General features: G+C 63.8%; 23 protein-coding genes and 1 pseudogene. 12 read left to right on the forward strand and 12 right to left on the reverse strand.

The genetic code is table 11. The features are described 5' to 3' along the window. The first annotated feature begins 133 nt into the window (after positions 1–133). Positions 134–985: a 3-hydroxybutyryl-CoA dehydrogenase gene (locus tag NFH97_RS15540; protein ID WP_045992903.1), complete on the forward strand. Its 852-nt coding sequence runs from the start codon at positions 134–136 to the stop codon at positions 983–985. 141 nt (positions 986–1,126) lie between these two features. Beyond that, complete coding sequence (locus NFH97_RS15545) at positions 1,127–1,900, forward strand: enoyl-CoA hydratase-related protein (protein WP_045992902.1); 774 nt, start codon at positions 1,127–1,129, stop codon at positions 1,898–1,900. A gap of 235 nt (positions 1,901–2,135) precedes the next feature. Here NFH97_RS15545 and NFH97_RS15550 read toward each other — a convergent pair whose 3' ends face one another. Beyond that, positions 2,136–3,032, reverse strand: a complete 897-nt coding sequence (locus NFH97_RS15550) for a DMT family transporter (RefSeq protein WP_108133266.1) — start codon at positions 3,030–3,032, stop codon at positions 2,136–2,138. A 189-nt stretch (positions 3,033–3,221) separates the two neighbouring features. On the opposite strand from NFH97_RS15550, the gene NFH97_RS15555 reads away from it, so the two are divergent. Together NFH97_RS15555 and NFH97_RS15560 are read left to right on the forward strand one after the other, a co-directional pair. Beyond that, the gene (locus tag NFH97_RS15555) at positions 3,222–3,911 is read left to right on the forward strand and encodes an aspartate/glutamate racemase family protein (RefSeq protein WP_222568545.1); all 690 of its coding nucleotides are present in this window, start codon (positions 3,222–3,224) and stop codon (positions 3,909–3,911) included. A 93-nt stretch (positions 3,912–4,004) separates the two neighbouring features. Further along, entirely contained in the window at positions 4,005–4,892 is an 888-nt protein-coding gene (locus NFH97_RS15560; protein ID WP_349625088.1) for an MOSC domain-containing protein, read from the forward strand. A gap of 99 nt (positions 4,893–4,991) precedes the next feature. Here the strand turns inward: NFH97_RS15560 and NFH97_RS15565 are convergent, their stop codons facing one another. Further along, entirely contained in the window at positions 4,992–5,465 is a 474-nt protein-coding gene (locus NFH97_RS15565) for a nucleoside deaminase (protein WP_124804121.1), read from the reverse strand. A gap of 269 nt (positions 5,466–5,734) precedes the next feature. Here NFH97_RS15565 and NFH97_RS15570 point away from each other — a divergent pair, with 269 nt between their 5' ends. Further along, positions 5,735–6,292: a DUF6624 domain-containing protein gene (locus NFH97_RS15570; protein ID WP_222517181.1), complete on the forward strand. Its 558-nt coding sequence runs from the start codon at positions 5,735–5,737 to the stop codon at positions 6,290–6,292. Between the two features lie 83 nt (positions 6,293–6,375). Here NFH97_RS15570 and NFH97_RS15575 read toward each other — a convergent pair whose 3' ends face one another. The 4 genes from NFH97_RS15575 to NFH97_RS15590 all read right to left on the reverse strand — a co-directional run bounded on the left by NFH97_RS15575 (position 6,376) and on the right by NFH97_RS15590 (position 10,220). Next, entirely contained in the window at positions 6,376–7,047 is a 672-nt protein-coding gene (locus tag NFH97_RS15575) for a response regulator transcription factor (protein ID WP_124804117.1), read from the reverse strand. Between the two features lie 193 nt (positions 7,048–7,240). Then, positions 7,241–8,812, reverse strand: coding sequence for a PAS domain-containing sensor histidine kinase (locus tag NFH97_RS15580; RefSeq protein ID WP_349625089.1), 1,572 nt, complete (start codon positions 8,810–8,812; stop codon positions 7,241–7,243). 75 nt (positions 8,813–8,887) lie between these two features. Next, a complete protein-coding gene (locus NFH97_RS15585) occupies positions 8,888–9,547 on the reverse strand; it encodes a 2OG-Fe(II) oxygenase (protein WP_108449077.1) in 660 nt (219 codons plus the stop codon). Positions 9,548–9,587: 40 nt separating this feature from the next. Continuing rightward, positions 9,588–10,220, reverse strand: a complete 633-nt coding sequence (locus NFH97_RS15590; protein WP_349625090.1) for a CoA pyrophosphatase — start codon at positions 10,218–10,220, stop codon at positions 9,588–9,590. A 101-nt stretch (positions 10,221–10,321) separates the two neighbouring features. On the opposite strand from NFH97_RS15590, the gene NFH97_RS15595 reads away from it, so the two are divergent. Beyond that, positions 10,322–10,879 carry an NUDIX hydrolase gene (locus NFH97_RS15595; protein ID WP_045992893.1) on the forward strand — a complete coding sequence of 186 codons (558 nt, stop codon included), beginning with the start codon at positions 10,322–10,324 and terminating at the stop codon, positions 10,877–10,879. A 102-nt stretch (positions 10,880–10,981) separates the two neighbouring features. Here the strand turns inward: NFH97_RS15595 and NFH97_RS15600 are convergent, their stop codons facing one another. Beyond that, positions 10,982–11,293, reverse strand: a complete 312-nt coding sequence (locus tag NFH97_RS15600) for a YqfO family protein (RefSeq protein ID WP_108133275.1) — start codon at positions 11,291–11,293, stop codon at positions 10,982–10,984. A 108-nt stretch (positions 11,294–11,401) separates the two neighbouring features. On the opposite strand from NFH97_RS15600, the gene NFH97_RS15605 reads away from it, so the two are divergent. Continuing rightward, entirely contained in the window at positions 11,402–12,247 is an 846-nt protein-coding gene (locus tag NFH97_RS15605; RefSeq protein ID WP_222517183.1) for a fructosamine kinase family protein, read from the forward strand. 12 nt (positions 12,248–12,259) lie between these two features. Here the strand turns inward: NFH97_RS15605 and NFH97_RS15610 are convergent, their stop codons facing one another. Continuing rightward, the gene (locus NFH97_RS15610; RefSeq protein ID WP_222517184.1) at positions 12,260–13,174 is read right to left on the reverse strand and encodes an alpha/beta fold hydrolase; all 915 of its coding nucleotides are present in this window, start codon (positions 13,172–13,174) and stop codon (positions 12,260–12,262) included. 348 nt (positions 13,175–13,522) lie between these two features. Here NFH97_RS15610 and NFH97_RS15615 point away from each other — a divergent pair, with 348 nt between their 5' ends. From NFH97_RS15615 to NFH97_RS15630, 4 genes are all read left to right on the forward strand, one after another. After that, the gene (locus NFH97_RS15615) at positions 13,523–14,986 is read left to right on the forward strand and encodes a TolC family outer membrane protein (RefSeq protein WP_108133278.1); all 1,464 of its coding nucleotides are present in this window, start codon (positions 13,523–13,525) and stop codon (positions 14,984–14,986) included. A 92-nt stretch (positions 14,987–15,078) separates the two neighbouring features. Beyond that, positions 15,079–16,476: an efflux RND transporter periplasmic adaptor subunit gene (locus tag NFH97_RS15620; protein ID WP_349591409.1), complete on the forward strand. Its 1,398-nt coding sequence runs from the start codon at positions 15,079–15,081 to the stop codon at positions 16,474–16,476. Next, on the forward strand, positions 16,473–19,667 hold the full coding sequence (locus tag NFH97_RS15625; protein ID WP_108133280.1) for an efflux RND transporter permease subunit: 3,195 nt from the start codon (positions 16,473–16,475) through the stop codon (positions 19,665–19,667). Before NFH97_RS15620 ends, NFH97_RS15625 begins: the two co-directional genes overlap by 4 nt. Positions 19,668–19,970: 303 nt before the next feature. Next, on the forward strand, positions 19,971–20,711 hold the full coding sequence (locus NFH97_RS15630) for a hypothetical protein (RefSeq protein WP_052704358.1): 741 nt from the start codon (positions 19,971–19,973) through the stop codon (positions 20,709–20,711). 51 nt (positions 20,712–20,762) lie between these two features. Here NFH97_RS15630 and NFH97_RS15635 read toward each other — a convergent pair whose 3' ends face one another. Further along, positions 20,763–21,377: a TetR family transcriptional regulator gene (locus NFH97_RS15635; RefSeq protein ID WP_108449083.1), complete on the reverse strand. Its 615-nt coding sequence runs from the start codon at positions 21,375–21,377 to the stop codon at positions 20,763–20,765. A gap of 182 nt (positions 21,378–21,559) precedes the next feature. Here NFH97_RS15635 and NFH97_RS15640 point away from each other — a divergent pair, with 182 nt between their 5' ends. Next, positions 21,560–22,594, forward strand: coding sequence for a succinylglutamate desuccinylase/aspartoacylase family protein (locus NFH97_RS15640; RefSeq protein WP_045992886.1), 1,035 nt, complete (start codon positions 21,560–21,562; stop codon positions 22,592–22,594). A 247-nt stretch (positions 22,595–22,841) separates the two neighbouring features. On the opposite strand, the gene dusA is transcribed toward NFH97_RS15640, so the two are convergent. From dusA to NFH97_RS21235, 3 genes and pseudogenes are all read right to left on the reverse strand, one after another. Further along, positions 22,842–23,849, reverse strand: coding sequence for a tRNA dihydrouridine(20/20a) synthase DusA (dusA, locus tag NFH97_RS15645; protein WP_409996595.1), 1,008 nt, complete (start codon positions 23,847–23,849; stop codon positions 22,842–22,844). A 223-nt stretch (positions 23,850–24,072) separates the two neighbouring features. Next, positions 24,073–24,486: a type II toxin-antitoxin system HicB family antitoxin gene (locus NFH97_RS15650; protein WP_349625091.1), complete on the reverse strand. Its 414-nt coding sequence runs from the start codon at positions 24,484–24,486 to the stop codon at positions 24,073–24,075. A 1,048-nt stretch (positions 24,487–25,534) separates the two neighbouring features. After that, positions 25,535–25,774 (reverse strand): annotated as a pseudogene (locus NFH97_RS21235) (PAAR domain-containing protein); the annotation flags it as partial. Positions 25,775–26,087: the final 313 nt, after the last annotated feature.

Genomic DNA, 26,087 nt, shown 5'->3' on the forward strand with positions numbered 1-26,087 from the left:
CCATCCGCTGATGGCAGGGTAAGCCCGCCCGAGACAGGGCGGGGAGCAGATCATCAGACGCCGCCGTCGGGGTGACCGGGGGCGGCGTGGTTGTGTCATGATCGAGGGAAATATCCATCAAGGGAGAAAGCTAGTGAGCGAGACGCGGATCGGTGTGGTCGGTGGTGGAACCATGGGGCAGGGCATCGCCCAGGTGCTGGTGCAAAGCGGCTTCGAGGTGAGCCTTTATGATGTTGCCGAGGCCGCCCTGGAGCGGGCCAGCGCGGCGATCGACAAGGGCCTTGCCAAGCTGGTGGAAAAGCAGCGGCTAAGTGCCGAACAGCGGGACGAGGCCCGCGCGCGCCTGACCACGGTCAACTCGCTTCAGGCCCTGGCCGACTGCGGGGTGATCATCGAGGCGGCGCCGGAAGCGCCGGAGCTCAAGGAACGTCTGTTCCGGGAGCTCGATGAGCTCAACCCCGAGGCGGTGCTGGCCTCCAACACCTCCTCGCTGTCGCTGACCCGTCTGGCGGCGGTGTGCCAGCGGCCAGAACGAGTCGTCGGCATGCACTTCTTCAACCCGGTGCCGGTGCTCAAGCTGGTCGAGGTCATCCGCGCCGAGCAGACCAGCGACGCGACCGTGGCCCGTGTCGAAGCCCTGGCCGAGTCCATGGGCAAGACCGCCGTGGCGATCGGCGACGCCCCAGGCTTCGCGGTCAACCGCCTGCTGGTGCCGATGATCAACGAGGCCGCCTTCCTGGTGCAGGAAGGGGTGGCCAGCGCCGAAGACATCGACACCGCCATGAAGCTTGGCGCCGCCCACCCGATGGGCCCGCTGGCGCTGGCCGACCTGATCGGCCTGGACGTCTGCCTGGCGATCATGAACGTACTGGCCGATGGCTTCGGCGATCCCAAGTATCGCCCCTGTCCGCTGCTCAAGCGGATGGTCGACGCCGGCTATCTGGGACGCAAGAGCGGCCGCGGCTTTCACGACTACAGCGGTTGAGGCGGTGGCATGCGCCAAAAGGATGGCTTGTGAGCCTACCAAGCGTTCGCTAGGGTTGGGCCAAAGGTGACGAACGCGCCAGGCTCCGCCGACGCCAGGCGGGCCTCGCCGACAACTGACAACTCTGACAAGGAGCATTTCGTGAGCGAACAACTGGTCGAGATGGTCGACAACGATGGCGTGGTACGCCTCACCATCAACCGTCCCAAGGCGTTGAACGCCCTGAATCGCGAGGTCATCGAGGCGCTGGCCGAGATCCTTGATCGGCTCGAAGGTCGCGAGGGCCTGCGCGCGGTGCTGATCACCGGCGCCGGCGAGAAGTCCTTCGTGGCCGGTGCCGACATCACCGCGATGCGCGAGATGAACCCGCTCGAGGCGCGCGACTTTGCCGGTCAGGCGCTGAAGACCATCAAGCGCCTCGAGACGCTGCCGGTGCCGGTGGTGGCGCTGGTCAACGGCTTCTGCCTCGGCGGCGGCTGCGAGCTGGCGCTGGCCTGTGACTGGGCGGTGGCCAGCGACAACGCGGTGTTTGGCCAGCCCGAGGTACTGCTTGGGGTCATTCCCGGCTTCGGTGGCTCCCAGCGTCTGCCACGTCGGGTCGGCCCGGCCATGGCGCTTGACCTTTGCACCACCGGGCGCAAGATCGACGCCCAGGAGGCCCTGCGCATTGGCCTGGTCAACCAGGTGATGTCCCAGGCCGAGCTCGAGGACTACGCCGCCACCCTGACCAAGCAGCTGTCCGGCAATGGCCCCGGCGCGGTGCGCAGTGCCAAGCAGGTGATCCACGACGGCATGGACCAGGATCTGGACAGCGCCCTGGCGCTGGAGACCAGCCTGTTTGCCCTGTGCTTCGCCTCCGACGAGCAGCGCGAAGGCATGAGCGCCTTCGTCGAGAAGCGCAAGCCCAACTTCTGAGTCCCTTTCACAAGCCTTCAGCTAGGGCTTGTCTGAAAAGTGCCTGCGCTCGGTAATACGGCGTTAAAAATCGGATCAAAATGCTCATTTACACCCCGTAAACTGCGCTTTCTCACCGATTTTTGCCTTGTCTAACCTTCGCTCGTCGACTTTTCGGACAGCGCCTAGCATTGAAGCGACCATGGCGAATGCCATGGCCGCTTCGTCATTCAGGCGCGAGGATTCTGGGGGGCGCCTAGCGGGGCAATGGTCGCGTGGCCTTGTCCCGGCCCGGCGACAGCATGCCGGTGGCCACAGCGGTGCCTGCCAGGGTGATGGCCATGCCCACCAGGGTGCGCAGCCCCAGGGTCTCGTCGAGCAGCAGATAGCCCCACAGCAGGGCGCTGACCGGTACCAGAAAGGTCACGGTGGAGGCGGCGGTAGCCCCGGCGCTGGCCAGCAGGCTGAAGAACAGCAGAAAGGCGACAGTGGTGGACAGCACCGCCATGGCCAGGGCGCTGCCCCAGGCCTCGATGCTGACGGCTTGCTGCGGCCACATCAGCAGACCGGGCACCAGCAGCATCAGCCCGGACATCGAGCAGCTGCCGGCGGCCAGCACGCGTACCGGCAGATGGCCGAGGTGGGTCTTTGAGTAGTTGCCGGCGATGCCATAGCAGAAGGTGGCCCCGAGAATCGCCAGGATGTACCAGCCATCGCCGCCCAGCTGGAAGTCCAGCCGATCGGCGGACAACACGTAGACACCGACGAAGGCCAGCGCCAGACCCAGGTACTGACGTCGGCGAATCGGCGTGGCGAACCAGGCGGCGCCGATAAGCGCGGTGAAGATCGGAGTGGTGGCGTTGATCAGCGAGGTGAAGCCCGCCTCGAGCTGGGTGGTCGCCAGGGCCAGCAGTGAAAACGGCACCACGTGGTTGATGAAGCCGAGCAGCGCCAGGCGTCCGATATTGTCGCGCACCTGGCGCAGGTAGTGCAGTGATGCCAGCAGGGGCAGCAGCAGCAGGGCGCCGACCCCCATGCGGATCATCACCACCGGGACGGCGCCGAACTCCGGCGAGGCCACCCGCATGAAGATGAAGGACAGTCCCCACAGGCTCGACAGCAGGACCAGCTTGAGGGTGTCTGAGGCCGTCATCGAGATTCCTTGTCGTGGGACGGTGGAGGTAGTGGTAGCACTTTTGCTAGCCCGCTAAGAGTATGCGAGATGCGCGAAACAGGAAAGCCGTTGAGGGTGAGGGTGCTGTGAGCCACCGATGACTCTTGTATGCTGAAGTAGACGGTACCGCAACACTGACTGGGCCAGGGAAGTCCTCGGGAGGGCGCTATGAAGACCATCGGGCTGTTGGGCGGCATGAGTTGGGAGTCCACGGTGAGCTATTACCAGGTCATCAATCGGGATGTGAACCGCGCACTTGGTGGACATCATTCGGCCAAGATTGCCTTGATCAGTCTGGACTTCGCCGAGGTCGAGGCCTTTCAGCATCAGGGCCGCTGGGAGGATGCCGCCGGGCTGCTCGCCGACGCCGCCTGGCGCGTTCAGGAGGCGGGCGCGGACCTTATCGTGCTGTGTACCAATACCATGCACAAGGTGGCCCGAGACATCGAAAAGGCGGTAGATATCCCTCTGTTGCACATTGCCGACGCCACCGCCGATGCCCTGATCGCCGACGGGGTCAAGCGGGTGGGGCTGCTCGGCACCTGTTTTACCATGGAGCAGGGCTTCTACAAGGACCGGCTCGAGGCCTACGGTATCGAGGTACAGGTACCTGAGAAGGCTCAGCGCGATCAGGTTCACCGGATCATCTACGATGAACTTTGCCATGGTGAAATCGAGCAGGCGTCACGCCAGGTGATGCTATCGATCATGGAAGAGCTCAAGGCCGGTGGTGCGGAAGCGGTGATACTGGGCTGCACCGAGATCGCCTTGCTGGTCGCTCAGGCCGACACCGAGATTCCGCTGTATGATACGACGGCCATTCACGCCCGCAGGGCCGTCGAACTGGCGCTAGGCTGATACTGATACTGGTACTGGTTATTAGCACTGGTACTGGCTCCGTGCAGTGCCCGTGCCACCAACTTGAGACGATGGCCCCTGGCAAGGATGCCCATGAAGCTTTCCACTCTCGCCTGTTACCCCGTCAAGTCGCTGCGCGGCATCGCGCTGTCCAGGGCTGAACTCACCGAGCGCGGGCTCGCCTTCGATCGGCGCTGGATGCTGGTCGACGACGACGGGCGTTTCGTCACCCAGCGTGAGATCCCCGCCCTGGCGACCATCGGTGTCGAACTGTCGTCCGACACGCTGCGCCTGGTCCACGACAGGATGGCGCCGCTCGTGCTGTCACTGGACGAACCCCAGGCGGCCATGCGCCAGGTGCGGGTCTGGCAGAGCGAATGCCAGGCGTTGGACGAAGGCGACGGTGCGGCGAATTGGCTGGCAGAAGCGCTGGCAAAGTCCTTGCCAAAGCCCTTGCCAAAGTCCTTGCCAGAACCCCAGCGCGAAGCGGGGCGGTTGCGGCTGGTGCGCCTGCCCCACGAGCAGCGCCGTTGGGTAGAGACCGAGTTTCTGCCGCCGGCGGAGCGCGGTGTGGTGCATACCGCCTTTGCCGACGGCTACCCCCTGCTGATCGCCTCCGAGGCCTCGCTGGCGGCGCTCAACCAGCGGCTGGAAGCCAAGGGGGAGGCGCCGGTGCCGATGGAGCGCTTCCGCCCCAACCTGGTGGTGTCGGGCGGTGATCCCTTCGCCGAACGGGATTGGGCCTCGTTGGCCGGGCCCGGCTATCGCCTCGGCCTGCGCAAGCCATGCAAGCGCTGCAAGATCATCACCCTGGATCAGCGCAGCGGTGAGGCGCCCTCGGCCAAGGAACCGTTGAAGACCCTGGTGGAAATGGATACCCAGCCCGGTTGGAAGGGCGCCTTCTTTGGCCAGAATGCCGTCGTCGAGCAGGGCGTGGGGGCCATCCTGCGTGTGGGCGACGTGCTCGAGAGCCTGAGCTGACGGTTGATCACCGGCGTTGCCGGCCAACGACTCGACGCCGCTGTCCGACTTCTCGATGCTCTCACGTTCTTCCCGTCCTTCCCGTCCTCCATCACGACGTCACTTCCGGTAGAGCCGCCGGTGCAGCTCGCGAATCTCGTCGGCAAACTCCTCAACCGGCCCCTCCACCTCGGCACTCGGCACGATGGTCTGGATCGGCAGCGGGGCGATCGGGGCAGGTGCCACCTGCCACTCGCCTAGCCAGCGGCCGAGCTGTTCTGAGGAGCTGGCGTAGACGATGCGTCCGAGTCCGACCCAGCCATGCGCCGCGGCGCACATGGGGCAGTGTTCACCGGAGGTATAGACGGTCGAGTGCGCGCGCTCTTCGACGCTGAGGTGCTCGGCCGCCCAGCGGGCGATGGCGAATTCGGGGTGGCGGGTCGCGTCACCGCCGGCGACGCGGTTGCGATCCTCGAAGCGAACCTGCCCTTGCGGATCCACCAGCAGCGAGCCGAACGGCTCATCACCAGCCTCGAGGGCCTCCCTGGCCAGGTCAACGCAGCGGCGCAGGTGCTGACGATCGGTCGAATTCATTCAGTATTCCTCATAAAGATGATCCGCGGGCGGCCTCCTGCCTGGGGAAGGATGCCTCCGGGGAGGGATATCTGTGGCCTTGGCTTGACTCTAGCATGGACCAAAGTTGTCCGATGACGGACAGCCAGATACGTGATTCTTCACTGAAATATGCTTCTGGCGTCGGCATTTTCCTACGCAGCGCCCGGCGGATCGACTATTGATGCCGAAGGGTAACCCTAGGACGCTGTAGGTTGTCGGCAAGCTGGCCTGCAAATGAGGTGCGTTGCATGAACACGAGGAATACCATGTTGGCCCAGCAGATGGTGGCGCTGGCCGAGCAGGATAGAGCGTTGCTGGATGAACTCGCGGCCTCGGGGGAGATCCCCTCCGCCGACTATCATCCGCGAGTGCGTGCGCTGCATCAGGCCAACGCCGAGCGCCTGTCTGCGGTCATCGATCGTCACGGCTGGCCGGGCAAGGACACCGTCGGGGAAGACGGCAGCGAAGCAGCCTGGTACATCGCGATGCACGCGGTTTTCGACGTGGATTTCATGCAACGCTGCTGTTCTGCACTGATTCAGGCGGTTGCCGCCGGCCAGGCGCCCGGGTGGCAGCTGGCCTTTCTCGAGGATCGCATAAGGGTCCTGACCGGTCGGCCCCAGCGCTATGGCACCCAATTCGAGATCGGCGACGACGGCTGGCCCGTGCCCAGCGTCATCGAACGGCCGGATGACGTCGATCGACGTCGTCAGGCGCTCGGGCTGGAGCCGCTGTCCAGTCGTCTGGCACGGCTGAGGGGACCGGGGTTAGCGGGTCCGGATGACTGGCTACAGCGTTCGGCCTGAACCGCTTTGCATCACTTCCTGCTGCATGTCGAACTGAGCCGGCTGCCAGTTGGTGGCCTCTCACTCTGCCCTTATCACCAGACTCATGACGGTGCGCCGGCATCTCGGCCGACGTCGCTATCCTGCCTGGGCAGTGCTGCCACCAGTCCCAGCGCCACGGCCAGCCTGACCAGATGCGCCAGGCTATCGGCGCCGAGTGTCTTCATGATGCGCTGACGGTAGACCTCCACGGTCTTGGCGCTCAGCGTCAGCTTCTCGGCGATCTCTCGACTGGTAAGCCCGCGGGCCACCTCGACCAGAATGGCCTGTTCGTTGGCCCTCAGCCCTTCGTATCGCTGTCGCAGCTCTTCGAGATCGGCCTGGGCCCGCTGCCGGTGCTGGTGGTGGGCCAGCGCCTGCTGGATGACATCGATCAATTGCTGCTGATTGAAGGGCTTTTCGATGAAGTCGAAGGCTCCCGCCTTCAACGCGGCGACCGCCATGGGCACGTCACCGTGACCGGTCATCATGATCAGGGGAGGACAACGGTCTCGCTCGGCCAGCCGCTGCTGGACCTGCAGACCGCTGAGGCCGGGCATGCGCACGTCCAGCAACAGCACCTCATGGTGCCGCGACGAGGCGAGAAAGGCGTCGCCGCTGGCGTAGCCCTGACTGCCAAGTCCCACCGACTGCAATAGCCAGGCGAGCGACTCGCGCAGGTCATCGTCGTCGTCGATGATGGCGATGGTTGGCTGGTCAGCAGTGTCGACAGGCATGATGGTCACTTCGCTGGTTGGGCGAGTCTCGCGGGCAGGCCCCTATGCTAGCCGATCCCCCGGCCAAAGGGGACCGTGCCAGGCGATGCCTGGTCGCCGGGTTTTCGTACAAAGCCTGGTGCCTGATCTCCGCCTGGCTGGCGCTTGGCGCCTCAAGTCAGGGGACGCGCCGAGGTATCAGCTGTTCAAGCCCTCAGGCGGAGGGCAGGGTAATGCGAAAGCGCGCACCCTGTGGCGCGTCAGGATCTTCTGGCCGCCTCGCACCGGGACCGGGGGGAAGAGCGTCTGCGCTCGGTGGGTCGCCGTCATCGATCAGCACCAGGTTGCCGCCCATGGCCTCGATCAACGACAGGCTGATCGATAGCCCCATGCCGAGACCGTCCTTGCGGCCGCTGACGAAGGGCGTAAACAGGCCCTGGCGTTGCTCTGGTGCCACGCCGGGGCCGCCGTCGACGATGTCCACGCAGCATTCGCGGGAGCCAAGCGGGTAGGCTTCCAGGCGAATGCACGGAGGCCTGGGCGGAGTGGCGATGTCGCGACAGGCGTCGAGAGCGTTGCGGATCAGGTTGACCAGTACCTGTTCCAGGCCGATGGCGTCGGCCATGACGAGGTCGAGGCCAGGGGCCAGGCGTGACGCCAGATGCACGCCTTCGTGCCGACACTGGGGCTCGCACAGGTCGCAGGCCTGGCCAATGATCTCGGCGAGATCCTGGGGCGCGAGGTGAAGACTGCCGCGGCGAACGAAGCGACGGATATGCTTGAAGCGTTCGGATAGGCGCTGAATCTGATCGTTGATGCGGTTGAGGGGCAGCGCCAGTTGGTGGGCGGGTTGGTCGGGGTCGCGCTCGAGCTGCATCAGCGCGCCGCTGGCGTAGTTGCCCATAGCCGCCAGCGGCTGATTGCATTCGTGGGCGATATTGGTGGCCAGTTCACCCAGGCTCGCCAGGCGATTGGCGTGGGTGATCTGCTCCTGATGGCGGCGTGCCTGGGCCTCCGCCTCCAGGCGCAGACTGAGATCTCGATTGAGGATCGACAGTCGCGTCTGCCCTCCCTGTTCACGGTGCAGCTGGACCACGCTGAGCACCGGGATCTCGCCTGAGGGTGAGGCCAGGGCCAGCTCGCCACTCCAGCGCCCCTCCAGGGTGACGGCAGGCAGCACCTGTTCACGCCATCTTTGTGCCGACGTTGGCACCAACAGTTCGGCAATGGTCGTGCTTGCGCCTTCGTCGTCGAGCCTGAACAGGCTGCGTGCGGCCTGATTGCAGTAGACCACGTGTTCGTCCTGGTCGCAGAACAGCACAAAATCGGTGGTCGATTCCACCACCCTTGCCAGACGCTCGCGGCGTGCCTCGGACTCGACCCGCCGACTGACGTCGCGGGAGACGCACAGCACGTCGGTGAGTTCGCCGGTAGCGGGGTCGCGACGGGTACGGCTGGTGGTCTCGAACCAGATGTAGTGGCCGCTGCGGGTGCGAAAACGGTAGGTCTGCTCGTAGAAGCCCTCGTGGTAGTAGATACGAGGGGACTTGGACAGCAGCGCCGCCAGATCGTCCGGGTGGAAGAGGTCGTAGGCCGATACACCGATCAAGTCGTCAGGATCATAGCCCAGCAGGGTCCTGGCGGCCTGGGAGGCGTAGAGGAAGACGCCGTTGTGGTCGTGGCGCGAGATCAGATCCGTGGTGCTCTCGGCCAGCCACTGATAGTGGCGCTTCTCCTGTTCGAGCTGCTGTACCCGTTCGCTGAGCGCCTCTACCTGCTGGCGCAAGCGTGCCTCTTCGGTTCGCGGTTCGGCGCTGGAGGCTTTAGCGTCGTTGCTGTCGTGGCGCATGGTCATCAGGCCCTAGCGAGCCGGGTCTACCACGCCACCCAGCGAGGCATTGCGTCTGAACCAGCCGGCGATGCTGGCGCGGGGCAGGCGGGTCGGCAGTACTTCATGCGGCACCTGCTCGGACAGGAAGCACACCAGGGTGCCGGCCCTGGGGGCGACCCTGGTGAGCTCCCTCTGCGGGTCCTGTTCAGCGTAGATGACCATCTCGCCTCCGCCATCTTCCGGCCAGTCGGGATTGAGATAGCCTACCGTGGAGACCACGCGGTTGGCGCGGCCTCGGAAACTGTCGAGATGGCGACGGTAGAAGGCTCCGGCAGGGTAGCGGGCCAGATGCGCCTCGTACTCGAACAGGCCGAGAAACAGGCTCTCGTTGAGTCTCTGCTGGAGTTCGCCCATGGCGTCCAGATAGCGGCGCTGGGCCAGGGTTTCCCGATCGAGCCAGTGGATGGCGTCGCCACGAATGTCTTCGCGGGTATCGAAGTCGGATCCGCGGCCGATGCCGGCCCGGGCCAGGGCCTGCTGGTGCGCTCGGCCCTCGACCTCGGCGTGCAAGGCCTGGCACAGCTCGGCGTCGATCATCGCTTCACCGACATAGAAGCCGCGTTCCACCAGGGCGTCCACCAGCTCCTCCATCCGTTGCGGCGGCAGGGGGCAGGGATCGGGGTAGCTCATGAAATCGGTGCTCGTCTTGTCATCGCGGGGCCGTGCCTGGTCATCTTGGCGCTCTTCTCGGAGGCAGATGGCGTAGTCTACCCTCCGGGCGGCGAGAAAGGCTCATGTCCAGGTCGCATCCCTTGGCCAGCAGCTCCACCAGCATCATGGCGGACAGCCCCCAGATCACGTAGTCGTCGCCCTGGTCGGCGGGGATCAGGTAGCTCGGTACATAGATGTCGTTGTCGTCCACCGGGATCACGTCGGTGTGGGTACGCTGGTCATCGATAAAGTGCGACAGCGGCACCTCGAAGATCGCGTCCAGCTCGCCCAGGTCCGGGACCAGCGGCAGATCCGGCGGAATCAGTCCGACGAAAGGGGTGACCTTGAGACCATGCAGCGACAGCACATCAGAGAGCTGGCCGAGCACCTCTACCTGGCCGGGGGGCAGGCCTATCTCTTCTTCGGACTCGCGCAGGGCGGTGGCCAGCAGGTCGGCGTCATGAGGCTCCCGCTTGCCGCCCGGAAAGGCGACCTGGCCGCTGTGGGTCGACAGGTGGCTTGCGCGGCGGGTGAACAGCAGGCCGGGCTCGGGCCGATCGACCAACGGAATGAGTACCGCCGCCTCGGGCAGCTTCAGCGTCAGGCGGCGGGGGGAATGCGCTTGCAGGCGTTTGCGAAGTTTCTCTAACATGGGGGATCCGCAGGGTTTCACTCCTTGTACCCAGCCCCGTGCAGTGGCGTCAAGCCCGTCCTCCATTCCCGAGCCGGGAGCGACATGAACGATTGCAGCCCATGAATTTTTGCAGCCATTGCGGGCAGACCGTCCGTTTCGTCATCCCCGAGGGGGACGACCGTCCGCGTTACCTGTGTGACGACTGCGGCACCATCCACTACCAGAACCCGCGCATCGTGGCCGGCACGCTGCCGGTTTGCGGGTCACGGGTGCTGCTGTGTCGTCGCGCCATCGCACCGCGTGAAGGCTACTGGACGCTGCCGGCGGGATTCATGGAAAACGGCGAGACCACCCCGGACGCAGCACGGCGCGAGACCCGCGAGGAGGCCTGCGCCGAGGTAGCGCTGTCGGGGCTCTACACCATGATCGACCTGCCCCATATCAATCAGGTGTTCATGATCTTTCTCGCCGAGCTCGATGGAGGTTACGCCGCCGGCCCCGAGAGTCTTGAGGTCGCGCTGTTCGAGGAGCACGAGGTGCCCTGGGACGAACTGGCCTTTCCCACCATCGAGCGTACCCTGCGTCACTTCTTCGAGGACCGCGCAAGCGCGACCTTCCCGCTGCACATCAGCGATATCACACCGGATCAGCGCAGGCGCTTCTTCGGCAGCGCCTGACGGCACTCTTTCAAGGCTTGCCGGGGGCGGGGCCAGGTCTGCCCCCGGTGGCCCGACGCAGATTCGAAAGGCCCCTGGCCGGCTCGTCCGCTTTCGTTCGCGTTATAGATCTGCCAGCCGCCAGACGTCGTAGGCTACCTCCTCGTAGGGGTGGGCCAGCTTGAGCGCGGAGATGGCGGCGCCGATCAGCTCGTCCTCGCACACCAGCTCCACCTTGTATTCTTCTACCCGCTCAAGCTCACCCACCTGCCCGATGTGCGGGTCGGCGCCGTCCAGCGGGCGAAACTGGCCCTGACCGGCGGTCTGGAAGCAGCAGGCCTCGTAGTCACCGATGCGTCCGGCACCGGTGGCAAACACGGCTTCCTTGACCGCCTCGGCGTCGTCTCTAGGCACGAAGAAGGCAAGCTTGTACATGGGGTCTCCTTGCGTAAGCTGGGGGATGGTCGAGCCGGGTGTACCACCCGAGGGTGGCGACGCGCAACCTGCGCCCGGCGAATCTGCCAGCAGCCAGCAGGAGCCAGCATGAAACTGAATGACGCCCTCGAGACGCTGGGGCTAGCCGCCACGGCACCGCCACGTGCCCTGTCGGGGGGTGATATGGCCGAGGTGTGGCGGATCGAGACAGCGCAGGGCGCGGTGGTGGCCAAGCGCGACGATCCTGAACGCCTGGCAGGAGAGGCCGAGGGCCTTGCCGCACTCGGCGATGCCGGTAGCTCGCTGGTGATACCCGCAGTGATGGGCCAGGTCGGCTCCTGGCTGGTGATGGAAGCACTGGAGCCGGGGCCCGCCGACTGGACGGCGCTGGGGCGAGGGCTGGCGGAGCTGCACGCGCCTTGCGAGGCCGCCCACGGCTGGGCGCACGACAACGCCTGCGGGGCGACGCCCCAGCCCAATGCGCCGCTTCACGACGGACGCGCCTTCCAGCGTGAGCGCCGATTGATGCCTCTGGGCGAGGCCTGCCACGGCCGCGGCTTGCTGTCGCGCAGCGAACTTGCCCGCCTGGGGCAGGTGGCCGACCAGCTCGAGGCGTGGCTGCCTGACCAGGCGCCGAGTCTGGTGCACGGGGACCTGTGGTCCGGCAATGTCATCCACAGTTCGCGGGGCCCGGCATTGATCGACCCGGCGGTCTATCGCCACTACCCGGAGGTGGATCTGGCCATGCTGACGCTGTTCGGCGCGCCGGGCGAGGCCTTTTTCGAGGCCTACTGGCAGGCGCAGGGGCGGGAGCGCGCCCCCGCCGACTGGCCCCGGCGCGAAGCCGCCTTCCAGCTCTATCCGTTGCTCAATCACCTGCTGCTGTTCGGCCGTGGCTATCACGCGGCAGTGCTGCGAACGATCACGCGGCTGGAGCAGGACTCCAACGACTAGACAGAGCGGGCTTCAGGAGGCGCCGAGCCCCAGCAGGCGCCGCCACCAGGGACGCGTGATCGCCCTGGACGGCTCGTGAGGCTGCTCGGCGAGGCTTTTCTCGAGAAAGGCCTTGATCGGTGCAACCTGGCTCGGGCGATCGAGCATCGGGGCGTGGCCGCAGCCCGGGACCGCCAGCGTCTCGAGCTGTGGCTGGGCCTCGCCCATGCGGGTGACGATATCCTCGGACAGCAAAGGTGAGTCTTCGCCACGCACGACCATCAAGGGGCAGCGGATGGCCTTCCAGTCGGCCCAGGTGTCCCTGGGCGTGTCGTGGACGAATTGCTCGCCGATGCGCGGGTCGTAGTGGTAGGTCCAGCTACCGTCCGGCAGGCGGCGAGCGCTCTCCAGGGTAAGCTGGCGCCAGGCGTCCTCGTCATCGATGCCGAAGCCGGCGTAGTGGCGGCGAAGCTCCGCCTCCAGTTGGCTCAAGCGGGAAAAACGGTGGGGGACGGTGAAGTAGGTGGCCAGTTCGGCCAGGCCTTGTGGCACCAGTTCCGGACCGACATCGTTGAGCACCAGTCGCTCGATGCGGCCTGCACTGGATGGATCGGCGGCCAGCAGCATGCCGAGCAGCCCTCCCATGGAGGTACCCACCCAGGCTGCCCGGTCGAGTTCGAAGTGGTCCATGACCGCCAACGCGACTGTCATGTAGTGGGAGTACAAGTAGTCATTGGCAGGATACAGCGACCAGCTCGACAGCCCTCGCCCCGGTGTGTCGGGTGCCAGGACTCGCCATTCGGGGCCAAGTTCCCGGGCCAGGGCAGCGAAGTCACCGCCGTGGCGTGCCAGTCCGTGCCAGGCGATGACGGTTCTGGGGGCCTCGGGATGAAACACGCGTACCGCGATCTCGAGCTCTCGGAAGGTGACCAGTCTCAGAGTGTCCATGGTGGCTCCTGGTGATGGTCCTGCAGGGGAGGGCGATCTTGGCTGTGTTGCAGTGCAGCATTATGGTTTAGCCAGCAATATAGTGCGGAATTGCGAATTTTTCACCATCCTTGCATGAAGGGCGGTAGAATACGACGCCAAACATGCGACAATGTATGTATATCGAATACCCCTAGATTCGAACGCCACCCGGTGCTTTCCAGGAAGTCGAGGCGCCCAGGAAATGGCAAGGACAGTGTGTCAGGGAGGTCGTGCTCGCGTCGCGCGGCGTCCCTGGTGTGATGTCTCTGTGGCCTGGTCAAAGGGACTTGTGGACAACGCCGAGCAACAGATCCGAGGATGCTATCAATGACGCCTTCCCGACCAGTCCCCGTCACTCTGACCTCGCGGGTTCCTTCTCGCCGACGCCTTCTGTGTGCCGCTGTCGCCGCCCTGATGATGGGCCAGGTCCAGGCCGCCGATCTGTTGACCATTACCCGCGACGCGCTGGACAACAACTCCGAGTTGGCCTCCGAGCGGTCCACCACCAGTAGTGCGGAAGAAGGCATCAACGTCGAACAGGCGGATCTCAATCCTCAGGTGACCGCCTCCGGCGAGGCGGCCTACAACCATATCTTCGAGACCCAGTCGCAGTCCGGCTTCAGCGGCACCGGCAGCGATGACGACTACCTCAGCTACGGCCTCAACCTGCAGGCGACCCAGAAGCTCTACGACGCCCTGAACAGCCGCGAAGTGAACGTGGCCGAGGCCCAGCTGGAGCAGCAGACCTACACCCTGGCGGCTACCGAGCAGCAGGTGTTGATCGACACCTCGTCGGCCTACTTCGATATTCTGCGCGCCTACGAGATCCTCGAAGCGCGCAGGGCCCAGGAGCGTGCCATCGGGCGTCAGCTCGAGCAGGCCCAGGAGCAGTTCGACGTCGGTTTGATCGCGATCACCGAGGTCGAGGAAGCGCGGGCGACCTTCGACCAGTCACGGGCCGACCGGATCGTCGCCGAGAGCGACCTCCAGGTGGCCTTCGAGGCGCTGGAGCGCTTGACCGGCAAGCGCTACGACAGCATCGAGATGCTCCAGGACGATCTGCCCATTGCGCTGCCCGAGCCGTCCAGTCGTGATGCCTGGATCGAGCTTGCCATCGAGCGCAATCCGGAACTGCTGGCGCAGCAGGCTGGCGTCGATGTGGCGCGTGAGCGGATCGATGTGGCCAGGGCCGCCGATCTGCCGGTGGTGGAGGCCTTCGCCAACTACGCCTACAGCGACGACGAGCGTGATAACTTCGAGGACTACAACTCCAACAGCCAGGTGGGCGTGAGCGCGAGCATGCCGCTGTACACCGGCGGTCGGACCAGCGCCTCGGTGCGCCAGACCACCTACGACCTGGAGTCCAGCCAGTACGACTTCGAGTCCCAGCGCCGCGAGACGGTGCTGCAGGTGCGCTCGCTGTACACCCAGGTCAGCAATGACGTCTCCACGGTGGCGGCGCGCAAGCAGTCCATCGTCTCCAACCAGAGTGCCCTGGATGCCACCCGCGCGGGCTACGAGGTGGGTACCCGCAACATCGTCGACGTGCTCAACGCCGAGCAGAACCTGTATAACGCCATCGCTGACTACGCCGATGCCCGTTTCAACTACGTGATCAACCTGCTCAGTCTGCACCGTCAGGCGGGGGTGCTCGACGCCCAGGATATCGCCGAGCTCAACGCCTTCCTGGTCGAGGAAGGGCAGGTGAACTTCACCCTGCCGGAGCAGGGCGAGGCCGACGAATACGACGCGGTTCTCGATATCGGCGCACCGCCGAGTCAGGACGGCTGACGCACGCCTTGGCGTCCAGGCTGACCGCCTCCTCCCTCGAGGCGGTCAGCGCCCGGCATCTGACGATCCAATTACCCCGAAGGAATCAAGGGATGAAAACCACCATCTATCGCGGCCGCCTCTGGGCCGCACTGGCGGCGGCATTGCTGCTGGTCGGCTGTGGTCAGGAAGAAGACCCGTCCGCCGGTCAGGCCGGTGGTCAGCCACCCGCCAAGGCCATCGAGGTGGCCGAGCTGGCCTACCAGGACATTCCACTGGACAAGTCCTACCCCTCCAAGCTGATGAGCGAGCAGGAAGTCACCCTGGTCGCACGTGTCACCGGTGTGCTCGAGGAGCGCAAGTTCGAACCCGGCGATCAGGTCGAGCAGGGTGAGAGCCTCTACACCATCGAGCCGGACCTGTACGAGGCCACCGTGGCCCAGCGCGAGGCCGACCTGGCCAGCGCCCAGGCCGAGCTGTCGCGGGCCGAGCGTGACGCCAATCGTTTCCAGCAGCTGGCAGCCCAGAACTCGGTGAGCCGTCAGCAGGTCGACCAGGCCCTGGCCGACGCGCGCGTCGCGCGGGCCAGCGTGGCCCAGGCCGAGGCGGCGCTGAAGAGCGCCCAGCTCGACCTGGACTACGCCGAGGTCACGGCGCCGGTGTCTGGCGTGATCGGTCTCAGTGAGGTCAATGTCGGCAACCTGGTGTCACCCAATACCGAACTTGCCACCATCACTCCGCTGGATCCGCTGGAGGTCCGTTTCCAGATGCCTCAGAACGACGCCTTCGAGCTGCGTCGTCAGTTGAAGGACATGAGCATCGAGGACATCGCCGCCTCGCTCGAAGCGTTCTCTTCGCGTGGGGATGAGCCTGCCGTGCTCAGCGGCCACCTGGACTTCCTTGGCTCCCGTGTCGATCCCGAGACCAGCACCGTCCAGGCGGAGGCCACCTTTGCCAACCCGGACGGCGCGGTGCTGCCGGGTCAGTACGTGCGCGTGAAGATCGAGGGGCTGGCGCGCTTCGGCGTGCTGGCGGTGCCGGAGCTGGCGTTGACCCAGGGCCTGATGGGCCCGCAGGTCTACGTGCTCGATGAAGACAACGTCGCCAGGGCGCGTCCGGTGCAGCTCGGTGAGCTGGCGGGCGCCTGGCAGATCATCCTCGACGGCGTCGAACCCGGCGAGCGTGTGGTGGTCGGTGATCCGGGCAGCCTGAAGCCGGGTACCCCGATCGATCCCCAGCCGTTCGACGGCGACGCCGAGGCGCTGATGCAAGAAGCCCAGTACGAGCAACAGGGGCAGGGCGCCGGCCAGGCCGCGCCCGAGCAAGCTGAGCAGGGCGAAGCGGCGTCACCGGGCGAGCCAGCGGCCGATCAGAGCGGGCAGGGCACTGCCGAGAGCGGTGGTCAGGGCGAGGATGCCGCGAGTGCCACCCAGGCCGCCCAGCAGGCGCCGATGAACGCGCCGCAGGGCGATCAGGAGGCCGAGGAGGCTCGAGGAGAGGGTAACGAATGAATTTCGCCAACTTCTTCATCAAGCGGCCGATCTTCGCCTCGGTCCTGGCGATCATCCTGACCATCATCGGGGCGATGAGCATGCGGGTACTGCCGATCGAGCAGTATCCCAGCGTGGTGCCGCCCACGGTGTCGGTCAGCGCCACCTTCCCGGGGGCCGATGCCGAGACCGTGGCGCAGACGGTGGCCGCGCCGCTGGCGGAGGCGATCAACGGCGTCGAGAACATGCTCTACATGAACTCGACCAGCTCCGACAACGGCTCCATGAGCCTGAGCGTGGCCTTCGACATCGGGACCGACGGTGATATCAACACCATCAACGTCAACAACCGGGTCCAGGGCGCGCTGTCCCAGTTGCCCGAGGCGGTGCAGGAGCAGGGCGTCCAGGTCGAGCTGCGTTCCAGCTCGATCCTGATGCTGGTGTCGTTGATCTCGCCCCAGGACGACTACGACAACATCTACATGCAGAACTACGCCACCCTGAACATTCTCGACGAGCTGCGCCAGATTCCCGGCGTCGGTGAGGCCGAGGTGCTGGGCGGTGGCGAGTTCGCCATGCGCATCTGGATGGACCCCAACAAGCTGGCCGAGTACGACCTGACCCCCACCGAGGTGGCGGCGGCGATTCGTGCCCAGAACACCGAGGTACCGGCGGGTAGCCTGGCGTCCACGCCGATCGACAGCCCGCGAGCCTTCACCTACACCATCACCGCCGGCGGACGTCTGTCCAGCGCCGACGACTTCCGCGACATCCTGCTGCGCACCAACGAGGACGGCTCCGCGCTGCGCCTGGATGACGTCGCACGGATCGAGCTGGGCGCCTCCTTCTATGGCGTCGAGGCACGCCTCAACGGCGCCATCATGACGCCGATCATGATCCAGCAGCAGCCGGGCGCCAATGCCCTGCAGACGGCAGACATGGTCAAGGAAAAGATGAACGAGCTGGAGGTGCGCTTCCCGCCGGGCCTCGAGTACGTGGTGCCCTACGACACCACCTTGTTCATCGACGCCTCGGTGGAAACCGTCTTCCACACCTTTATCGAAGCCTTCCTGATCGTCGGCGTCATCCTGTTCATCTTCCTGCAGAACTGGCGCTTTACCGTGATCGCCATGTCGGTGGTGCCGGTATCGGTACTGGCCACCTTCGCAGGCTTCTACGTGTTCGGCTTCTCGATCAATCTTTTGACGCTGTTCGCTCTGGTGCTGTCCATCGGCATCGTGGTGGATGACGCCATCTTGGTGGTGGAGAACGTCGAAAGGGTGCTGTCGGAGGACGAGGAGATCACGGTTCGCCAGGCCACCATCCAGGCCATGAAGGAGGTCGGTGGGCCGGTCATCGCCACCTCGCTGATCATGGCGGCGGTGTTCGTGCCGGTGGCCTTCCTCGGCGGCTTCACAGGGCAGATCTATCAGCAGTTCGCCCTTACCATCGCCATCTCGGTTGCGTTCTCGGCGCTGATGGCATTGACCTTCACCCCGGCGCTGTCGGCGATCTTCATCAAGCACGACCTGCACAAGAAGGAATCCTCCTTCATGCGGGCGGTGCGCACCCCGCTGCGCCTGTTCGACCGCTTCTTCGACGGCGTCACCAGGGTGTTCATGGTGGCGGTCAAGGCGCTGGTCAAGGCCTGGGTGCTGACCCTGTTGCTGGTGGGGCTGGTCGGGGCCGGTTCCTTCTGGCTCTATGAGAACACGCCCTCGACGCTGGTGCCGGAAACCGACCAGGGCATCGCCCTGGCAGCCGTCAGCCTGCCGGACTCGGCATCGCTCAGCCGCACCAAGGCCTATATGGCCGAGGTCAGCAAGCGCATCGAGGAAGTGCCCGGTGTTCGCTATTCCTCGGCCATCGCCGGTTACGACATGCTGACCAGCTCGGTCAACACTGCACGCGGCATCATCTTCATCAACATGGACAACTGGGACGAGCGCGAGACCACGGTGGATGACCTGATCGGCCGGATCTTCCAGATCGGTGCCGAGGTCGACGGCGGCAACGTCATGGCCTTCAACATGCCGCCGATCATCGGTCTGTCCACCACCGGCGGCTTCACCGGTTACCTGCAGTCGTTCTCCGGTGCCACCCCCGAGGAGATCTACCAGGCCTCGCTCAAGGTGATGCAGGCGGCCAACCAGGACCCGGCGCTCAACCAGGTATTCTCGACCTTCAGCGTCAACGTGCCGTCCTTCCGCGCCGAGATCGACCAGCAAAAGGCGCTGAGCTACGGCGTGTCGCTGACCGACCTCAATGCCACTCTGTCGAACACCTTCGGCAATGGCTTCGTCAACTTCTTCAGCTACCAGAACCGCAACTTCCAGGTCTACCTGCAGAACGAGGCGGAGTACCGCGACACCCCGGACGATATCAACAACGTCTATGTGCGCGGCGGCAACGGTGAGCGGATTCCGCTGTCGGAGTTCGTGACCCTTGAGCGCAAGGCCGCCCCTGCAGTGGTGACGCGTTTCGGGGTCTACTCGGCGGCCCAGTTCCAGGGTGGCCCGGCGGAAGGCTACTCCTCGACTCAGGCGCTCCAGGCCATGGAGCGGATCGTCCAGGATACGCTTGGCAGCGACTGGGGCATGGGCTGGACCGGTACCGCCTACCAGGAGAGTGAAGCGGGTAACGCCGGCACCATCGCCATCATCTTCGGCATGGTCATGGTGTTCCTGATCCTGGCGGCGCAGTACGAGAGCTGGTCATTGCCGCTGGCGGTACTGACCGCCACGCCGTTCGCCTTCCTCGGGGGCATCGCCGGTATCGCCATGCGTGGCCTGGATACCAGCGTCTATGTCCAGATCGGGGTATTGGTGGTCATCGGCCTGGCGGCAAAGAACGCCATCCTGATCGTCGAGTTCGCCGAGTTGCAGCGCAAGGAGATGGGCAAGACCATCCGCGAGGCGGCGATCACCGCGGCGGAGCTGCGTTTCCGGCCCATCGTGATGACCTCCATGGCATTCATCTTCGGCACCCTGCCGCTGGCCATGGCCACCGGCGCCAGTGACACCAGCAGCCACCACATCGGTACCACGGTGGCCATGGGCATGGCCTCGGTGGCGATACTGGGTAGCTGTTTCGTGCCGTCGTTCTACGCCATGATCGCGTCGCTCTCCCTGCGCTTGTTCGGAGAGCGTGGTTCCGACGACGATGAGGACGAGAACGCCTCAGAAGCCAAGGGCACTGCCACCGATCATTGAACCAGTGGGCGGGTCAACATGACCGCCCCTCATCGGTAGAATGGTTGATGCAGGTCAAAGCGCCGCCTTTCCAGGCGGCGCTTTTTTTATGCTGCAGAGGCGGTGAGTCGCTGGTGACAGGGAGCTTTTTATTTCGTATTACAAGCTTGTGGCGGGCCTGGGGGAAGTGTGCAGTGCAGCATATTGTGCGTTGCAACATGCTGTCGCCAAAGGAAAAATTGGGATGTGCGGGTCGAGGTTTGTGGCCTATGGCGCTATGCTGCGGGTAGCAAGTACGCAAGTGGCAACGCCACGGGAGGTGGTATGGACATAACGCTGATCAGGGACATTGCCCTGAGTTTTCCGCTGATTCTGTTCACGGTGCTGCTTCCACTCGTCGCGCTCTACTGGATCCTGGTGGCATTGAAGCTGGTGCCGCTGCAGCTGTTCGAACGTGACAGCCTGCGTGACGATCATATGGCCAGCACGATGGTATCGCTGGGGTTTGCCGGGGTGCCGGTGACGGTGGCCTTGACCGCGCTGATCCTGTTCGCTGCTGTCTTCACGCTAGTGGCGGAACTGCTGATTCTGCAGTGGGTCAACTTGGCGATCGTGATCGTGCCGCTGGGCATCGTGGTGCTGTGGGGAGCCTTTGCGCTGTCGTCCCCGCTGGCATCCCGCTTCTGTCGGGTACTGTTGAAGCGCTATCGCGATCGGCCCTCGTTCAACCGCCGTTGCCTGCTGGGCGAGCGTGTTCAGGTGGTCGGCTTCATCGATGGCCAGGGGTGCTGCCGTGCGGTGCTCTGCTCGGACGGAACCCGGGAGATCTGCCTGAGGGGCAAGCCGGGGGCGATGCCGCGGGAAGGGGAAGTACGGGTGCTGGTCAAGTACCTGGAAGAGCACGACAGCTTCCGCTCGGTGGCCGAGCAGGAGTTTCTCGATGCGCGTACCCGCCTGGTAAGGCTCAAGCTGATCGAGCGCCATGAACCGGTACCACCCCATGAGGCGCCGACGCACGGGCACCACTACCACGGCCATCGTCACTCCCACGGCCATCAGCATTGAAGCGTGTCGAGCCCTTCCCGAGTCGATCGAGTGCCGGTTCGCGACGACGGGTCAGTCGCGACCGATCAGGCTGATCAGGTCATCGACCAGGGCAGGGCCTCGTTCACTTAGAGTGAAGGCCTGGGGCGCGCGCAGCCACTCCCAGAACAGCCCGCTCAGGGCATAGTGAAACAGGTCGGTGGCACGCTCCGGGCTAAGCCCGGGGCGTAGCTGCTGCTTGAGATCAGCCTGCTTGAACTGGCGCAGCAAGGCCTGGCAGGTTTCTCGGGCGATCTCGGCCTTGGCCTCCAGCGGGTCGAAATCGTCGGTACGCTCGCAGTGGTGCAGCAGGATACCGTGAACCCGGCGGTGGCGCGGAGTATCGGCCTGACGCAACCCGACATGACAGCTCAAGCGAATGGCCTCCAGCGGGTGGTGATCGACCGAGGAGTCGTCGAGCTCATTGAGCAGGTCCTCGAACGGCAGATGGACACGCTCCAGCATGGCCCGGAACAGATCGCCCTTGTTGCGAAAATGCCAGTACAGGGCGCCCCGGGTAACGCCGGCCCGTCGCGAGATGACCTCGAGCGAGGCGCGCGAGACGCCGCGCTCGAGGAACACTTCCTCGGCGGCATCGAGCAATGCGGCTCGGGTGGCGGCGGCTTCTTGCTTGGTACGGCGGGGCATGGGGGCGGGGTGCTCCGGCGGTGGGTCAGTCCGCGTATTCTACCGGACTGGCCCCGCGAGATCAGCGGCATCGATACGCGCACTGAGGTAAATTGGGCTCGTTTTGGCGACGTCACAAAGGTATAAGGACGACAGGTGCTGTCGTGTTGTCGACGGCGCGGCATGGCGACTAAGGAACTTCCATGGCAAGAGCCCCCTTCGAACTGGCCGGCATTACCGTCAAGCCGGGCACGCGTGCCCAGATCGACGTGCCGGTGGCCAAACTTTACACCCATGCACCGCTGGATATCCCGGTGGAGGTCGTTCACGGACGCCAGCCCGGTCCCACCTTGCTGGTGTGCAGCGCCATCCACGGCGACGAGATAAACGGCGTCGAGATCGTCAGGCGTCTTTTGCGTTCGCGCCAGATCAACCGTCTGCGCGGCACCCTGATCGCGGTGCCGATCGTCAATATCTTCGGCTTCGTTCAGCACTCTCGCTATCTGCCGGATCGGCGCGATCTCAATCGCTGCTTTCCCGGCAGTGAATCAGGCTCGCTCGGGGGGCGTATCGCGGCGCTGTTTCGCGAGCAGATCGTCGACCACGCGACCCACATCATCGACCTTCATACCGGCGCCATCCACCGCACCAACCTGCCGCAGATCCGCGCCCAGCTGGGTGACGCCGGCGAGGAGACCCGGCGCATGGCCGACGCCTTCGGCGCCCCGGTGATCCTCAACGCCGAGCTTCGCGAAGGCAGCCTTCGCCACTACGCCCAGACTCGCGGTACGCCAGTGCTCACTTACGAGGCCGGCGAGGCGCTGCGCTTCGACGAGTGGGCGATCACCGCTGGTGTCCGAGGGGTGCTGCGGGTGATGCGCCGGCTCGACATGCTGACCGGCGAGCAACGCCGTCGCAAGCCACCGGCAGCGGAGGTCGCCAATGGGTCGAGCTGGGCGCGTGCGCCCATCGACGGCATCCTGAGGCCCAAGGTGCGCCTGGGAGCCCGGGTCGCCAAGGGGCAGGTGCTGGGCAAGGTCGCCGATCCCTTCGGCGAGACCGAAGGCGAGATCCTGTCCATGGCCGACGGCATCGTCATCGGCATGAGCCGGCTGCCCCTGGCCAACGAAGGCGAGGCGTTGTTCCATATCGCCCGCTTCGACGCCATCGAAGAAGCCGAAAGCGCCATCGAGACCTTCCATTCGAGCCTGGAGCCGCCGCCCGATTCACTCTACTAGGCCTCAAGGCATGAAGCGGTTCACCCAGGAGCCAAGGTTGCACATGCAGGTGAGCACTCGCTTACCTTAAGGCATGAGGGTGGCGATAGGGGTAGCGGTAGGGCTAGCGAGACAGATGTCCAGAGGGCTTGATGAAGATCGAGTCCCCAACCCCGGACCCAATAAAGAACGGCCGAGTAGATCGCTCGGCCGTTGTCTTTTTTGCAGGGCAGGTTTGCCCGTGCAGCGGAGTGTCGTGCAGCTGTTGTCAGGCGCTGGCGGGCTCCGGCACCAGGCCCAGGGCATCGTCGAACACCGCCAGGCCCGCGCCGTCGCGATGAGCGTTCTCCGACAGATGTCGACGGAAGCGGCGCCCGCCGGGGCAGCCCTGGAACAGGCCAAGCAGATGGCGGGTGATATGGTTGAGCTTGGCACCTTCTTCCAGGCGGCGCTGGATGTAAGGGCGTAGCGCCATGGCGGCGGCGTGGCGACTGTCAGCAGGCCCCGGCTCGCCGTAGATCGCCTGGTCCACCTGGGCCAGCAGCCAGGGATTCTGGTAGGCCTCGCGACCCACCATCACGCTGTCGACGTGATTAAGCTGCGTCTGGCACTCCTCGAGGCTCTTGATGCCGCCGTTGATGCCGATATGCAGATCGGGGCGACTGGCCTTCAAGCGATGCACCCGCGGATAATTCAGCGGCGGCACGTCGCGGTTTTCCTTGGGGGACAGCCCCTGCAGCCAGGCCTTGCGCGCGTGCACGATAAACACCTCGCAGCCGGCGTCGGCCACCTGGGTGATAAAGCGCTCGAGATCGGCGTCCTCGTCCTGATCGTCGATCCCGATACGGCACTTCACCGTCACCGGAATCGACACCGCCTCGCGCATCGTCGCCACCGCCAGCGCCACCTTGTCCGGATGACCCATCAGGCAGGCCCCGATCAGGTTGTTCTGGACCCTGTCGCTGGGGCAACCCACGTTGAGATTGACCTCGTCGTAGCCCCACTCCTCGGCGATCGCCGCGCACTCGGCGAGTTCTCCTGGATCGCTGCCACCTAACTGCAGCGCCAGCGGATGCTCCACCTCGTCGTAGCCGAGGAAGCGCTCGCGCGGACGCCCGTGAAGGATCGCACCAGTGGTCACCATCTCGGTGTACAAGAGCGTCCGGCGCGTCAGGGTGCGCGCGAAGACGCGGTAGTCGCGGGTAGTCCAGTCCATCATCGGCGCCACGGAAAAGCGGCGGGCCTGGGCCAGGGGATCTCGGTCAGTCATCGGCATCAAGAGGTCGGGCAGGAGAGGGCGCGTAGTGTACCAGCCCCAAGGGGGCGTTTTCATCGTTGGTGCTGAGACATTGGAAGCGAGCGTTTACGAGCGGTCCTGCCCTTTCTATCGCAAGTTGGCCATCGTCTTCATAAAGGAGCCGAGCCCTTGAAGTGATCAACGAGGCCCACGGCGAGTGGGTGAGCCTCGACTTGGGGGGGCAGTGCTTTGACGCCGTGAATCACCCCACGCAGCGCTCGAGTTCATGCAGCGCCGCGCGGGCGAGGAAGCCAGAACGGCTTTTGAACTCGCTGTGTCGCGCGACGGTGCTGTCGATGCGCTTGATGAGCAGGTCGGGCAGGGTGACGTTGATCTTGTGGCTCTTGCCCAGATAGGAAGTCATGTCGATCTCGACTGCGGCCCACACCCAGCCGGCATAGTCGGGATCCGCCAGGTGCTGCTCGATAGCGCTGGCTGAAGGGATGGGATCACCATGGTCGGCCAGGCTCTCGAGATGTCCTTCAATGGCTTCGCGCGCGTTGGCGATCGCCTCATCGAAGGTGTCACCGGCCGAGAAGCAGCCTGGCAGGTCGGGCACTGCCACACCATAGGCATGCTGGTCGTCACCTACCTCGATGGCAATGGGATAGTGCATGTCGTGTCTCCTGTGGTGAGCCGGTGTGTCCGGCCTCACTTGAGGCCGGCTTGCTTCTTTGGATCGAGCAATGCGACCGCATGGCTGAGCTGGCCCCGACAGCGAAAGGGCAGGTCGTCATCAGCGTCAACGACGTAACCAAGATGCGCGAGGTGTTCCAGGGGCTAGACCTGTAGACGACGCAGCTGAGGTACACGGTGGTTCAGAAGACCACGGGCCCGAAAGGGGAATTGGTTATCGTAAATTCGTGACCAAAAGCTGGCAGGCTACCACCCAGTGATAGCTTGTCACCTATGGGAAACTATTTTCTAAAGAATTATGTTTAAGCCGGCACTAGCGCCTCGTTATTGATTTAAACCATCGAATCATGCCTGCCAGGAAACGCAAAGCAAACGCAGGGAGTGATAGTGCGAAAAAAGTCACGAAAAACCAGCCGAAAAACACTGAGGCGATAGATCCAAGTTGATACTCGCATTGTGTTGTTCCGGATAGATAACTACAGAATTCTCCTTGTGGATTATGATCAATGGCGATATATACCATAAGTGAAGAAATCGATAGAGAAATGGTGATTGATACGGTTAGATATACAAGTTCGAGATATCTTTTTTTCACTTCCATTCCGAAGTTGGTGGTGATAGATAAGTTTTTGGTTGTTCGGTTTTGCGATATCTCAAAGACTTATAATGTGTATTATTGGTGTTGAATTCGTCAAGAGGTTCGTTCTGGCGATTGGGTAGAATTCTTTTTATCCTTTGGAAATAAGTCGAGATATAAAAGTGTATGTGGTTAAAAGAATTGCCAAAGTTGCCGACAAAACTGCCCATGTGACGACTAGCCAGCTAAAGAAAAGTAATGCTATAGGCCCATAGCGATAATCGCACTCAGGATAAGTGGTATATATACAGTATTCTTCATATGAATTGTGCTGTATGGCTGCGTATACCGAAAATATCGCCATAATAACGCTTACCGCTAAAGATATATATATGTATGTTTTTTCGATTACTTTTTATTCATTTTTGGGGTTTTCTATAATTTTAAATCATTAATTCTCTCGGTTCTTGTGCCGTAGTTTTTCACCTGTTTCGATCCGATAAAACAGTATATGTTTGCAATTTTCTGTATGTTTGGCTCGATTATTCTGTCTTGTATTCTGCAGATGAGAAGCGCTGCCATTCACCGAGAATGTGGGATGGCCCTCGACTATGGGGCATGCCCCGTGTCCCTTTTGAGGGCAAGCTACCATATCACCTACCACCGCTACAGGAATGCCATCGACAAGGTAGTTTTGCCTGCCCTGTCACCACGGTCCCGCCATGTGATGAGCTATCTCCTACACGAATGACTCCATCCCCTGGACCAAACATCGTCTTTTTCCTTGTTTACCAATGTCGTTCTTTCGTCCTATGCAAAGTGAGTAGATCAGCCAGTCATTGGTGTGGCAATGAGCCTATGTGCTGTCTTGGCACTAAAAGCCTCTCTTGTGGTGTGTCGAAAGAGCGCAGTGACACCCGGCGCGCCGTCTACACCCCGGCCCGCCTGCGCGCTAAACCTGTCGATTCTTGGGCATCCTTGCACTCCCGCCGAGGGCGCCTGAA

The organism is Halomonas sp. SCS19 (assembly GCF_040147015.1).
GTDB lineage: Bacteria > Pseudomonadota > Gammaproteobacteria > Pseudomonadales > Halomonadaceae > Halomonas > Halomonas litopenaei.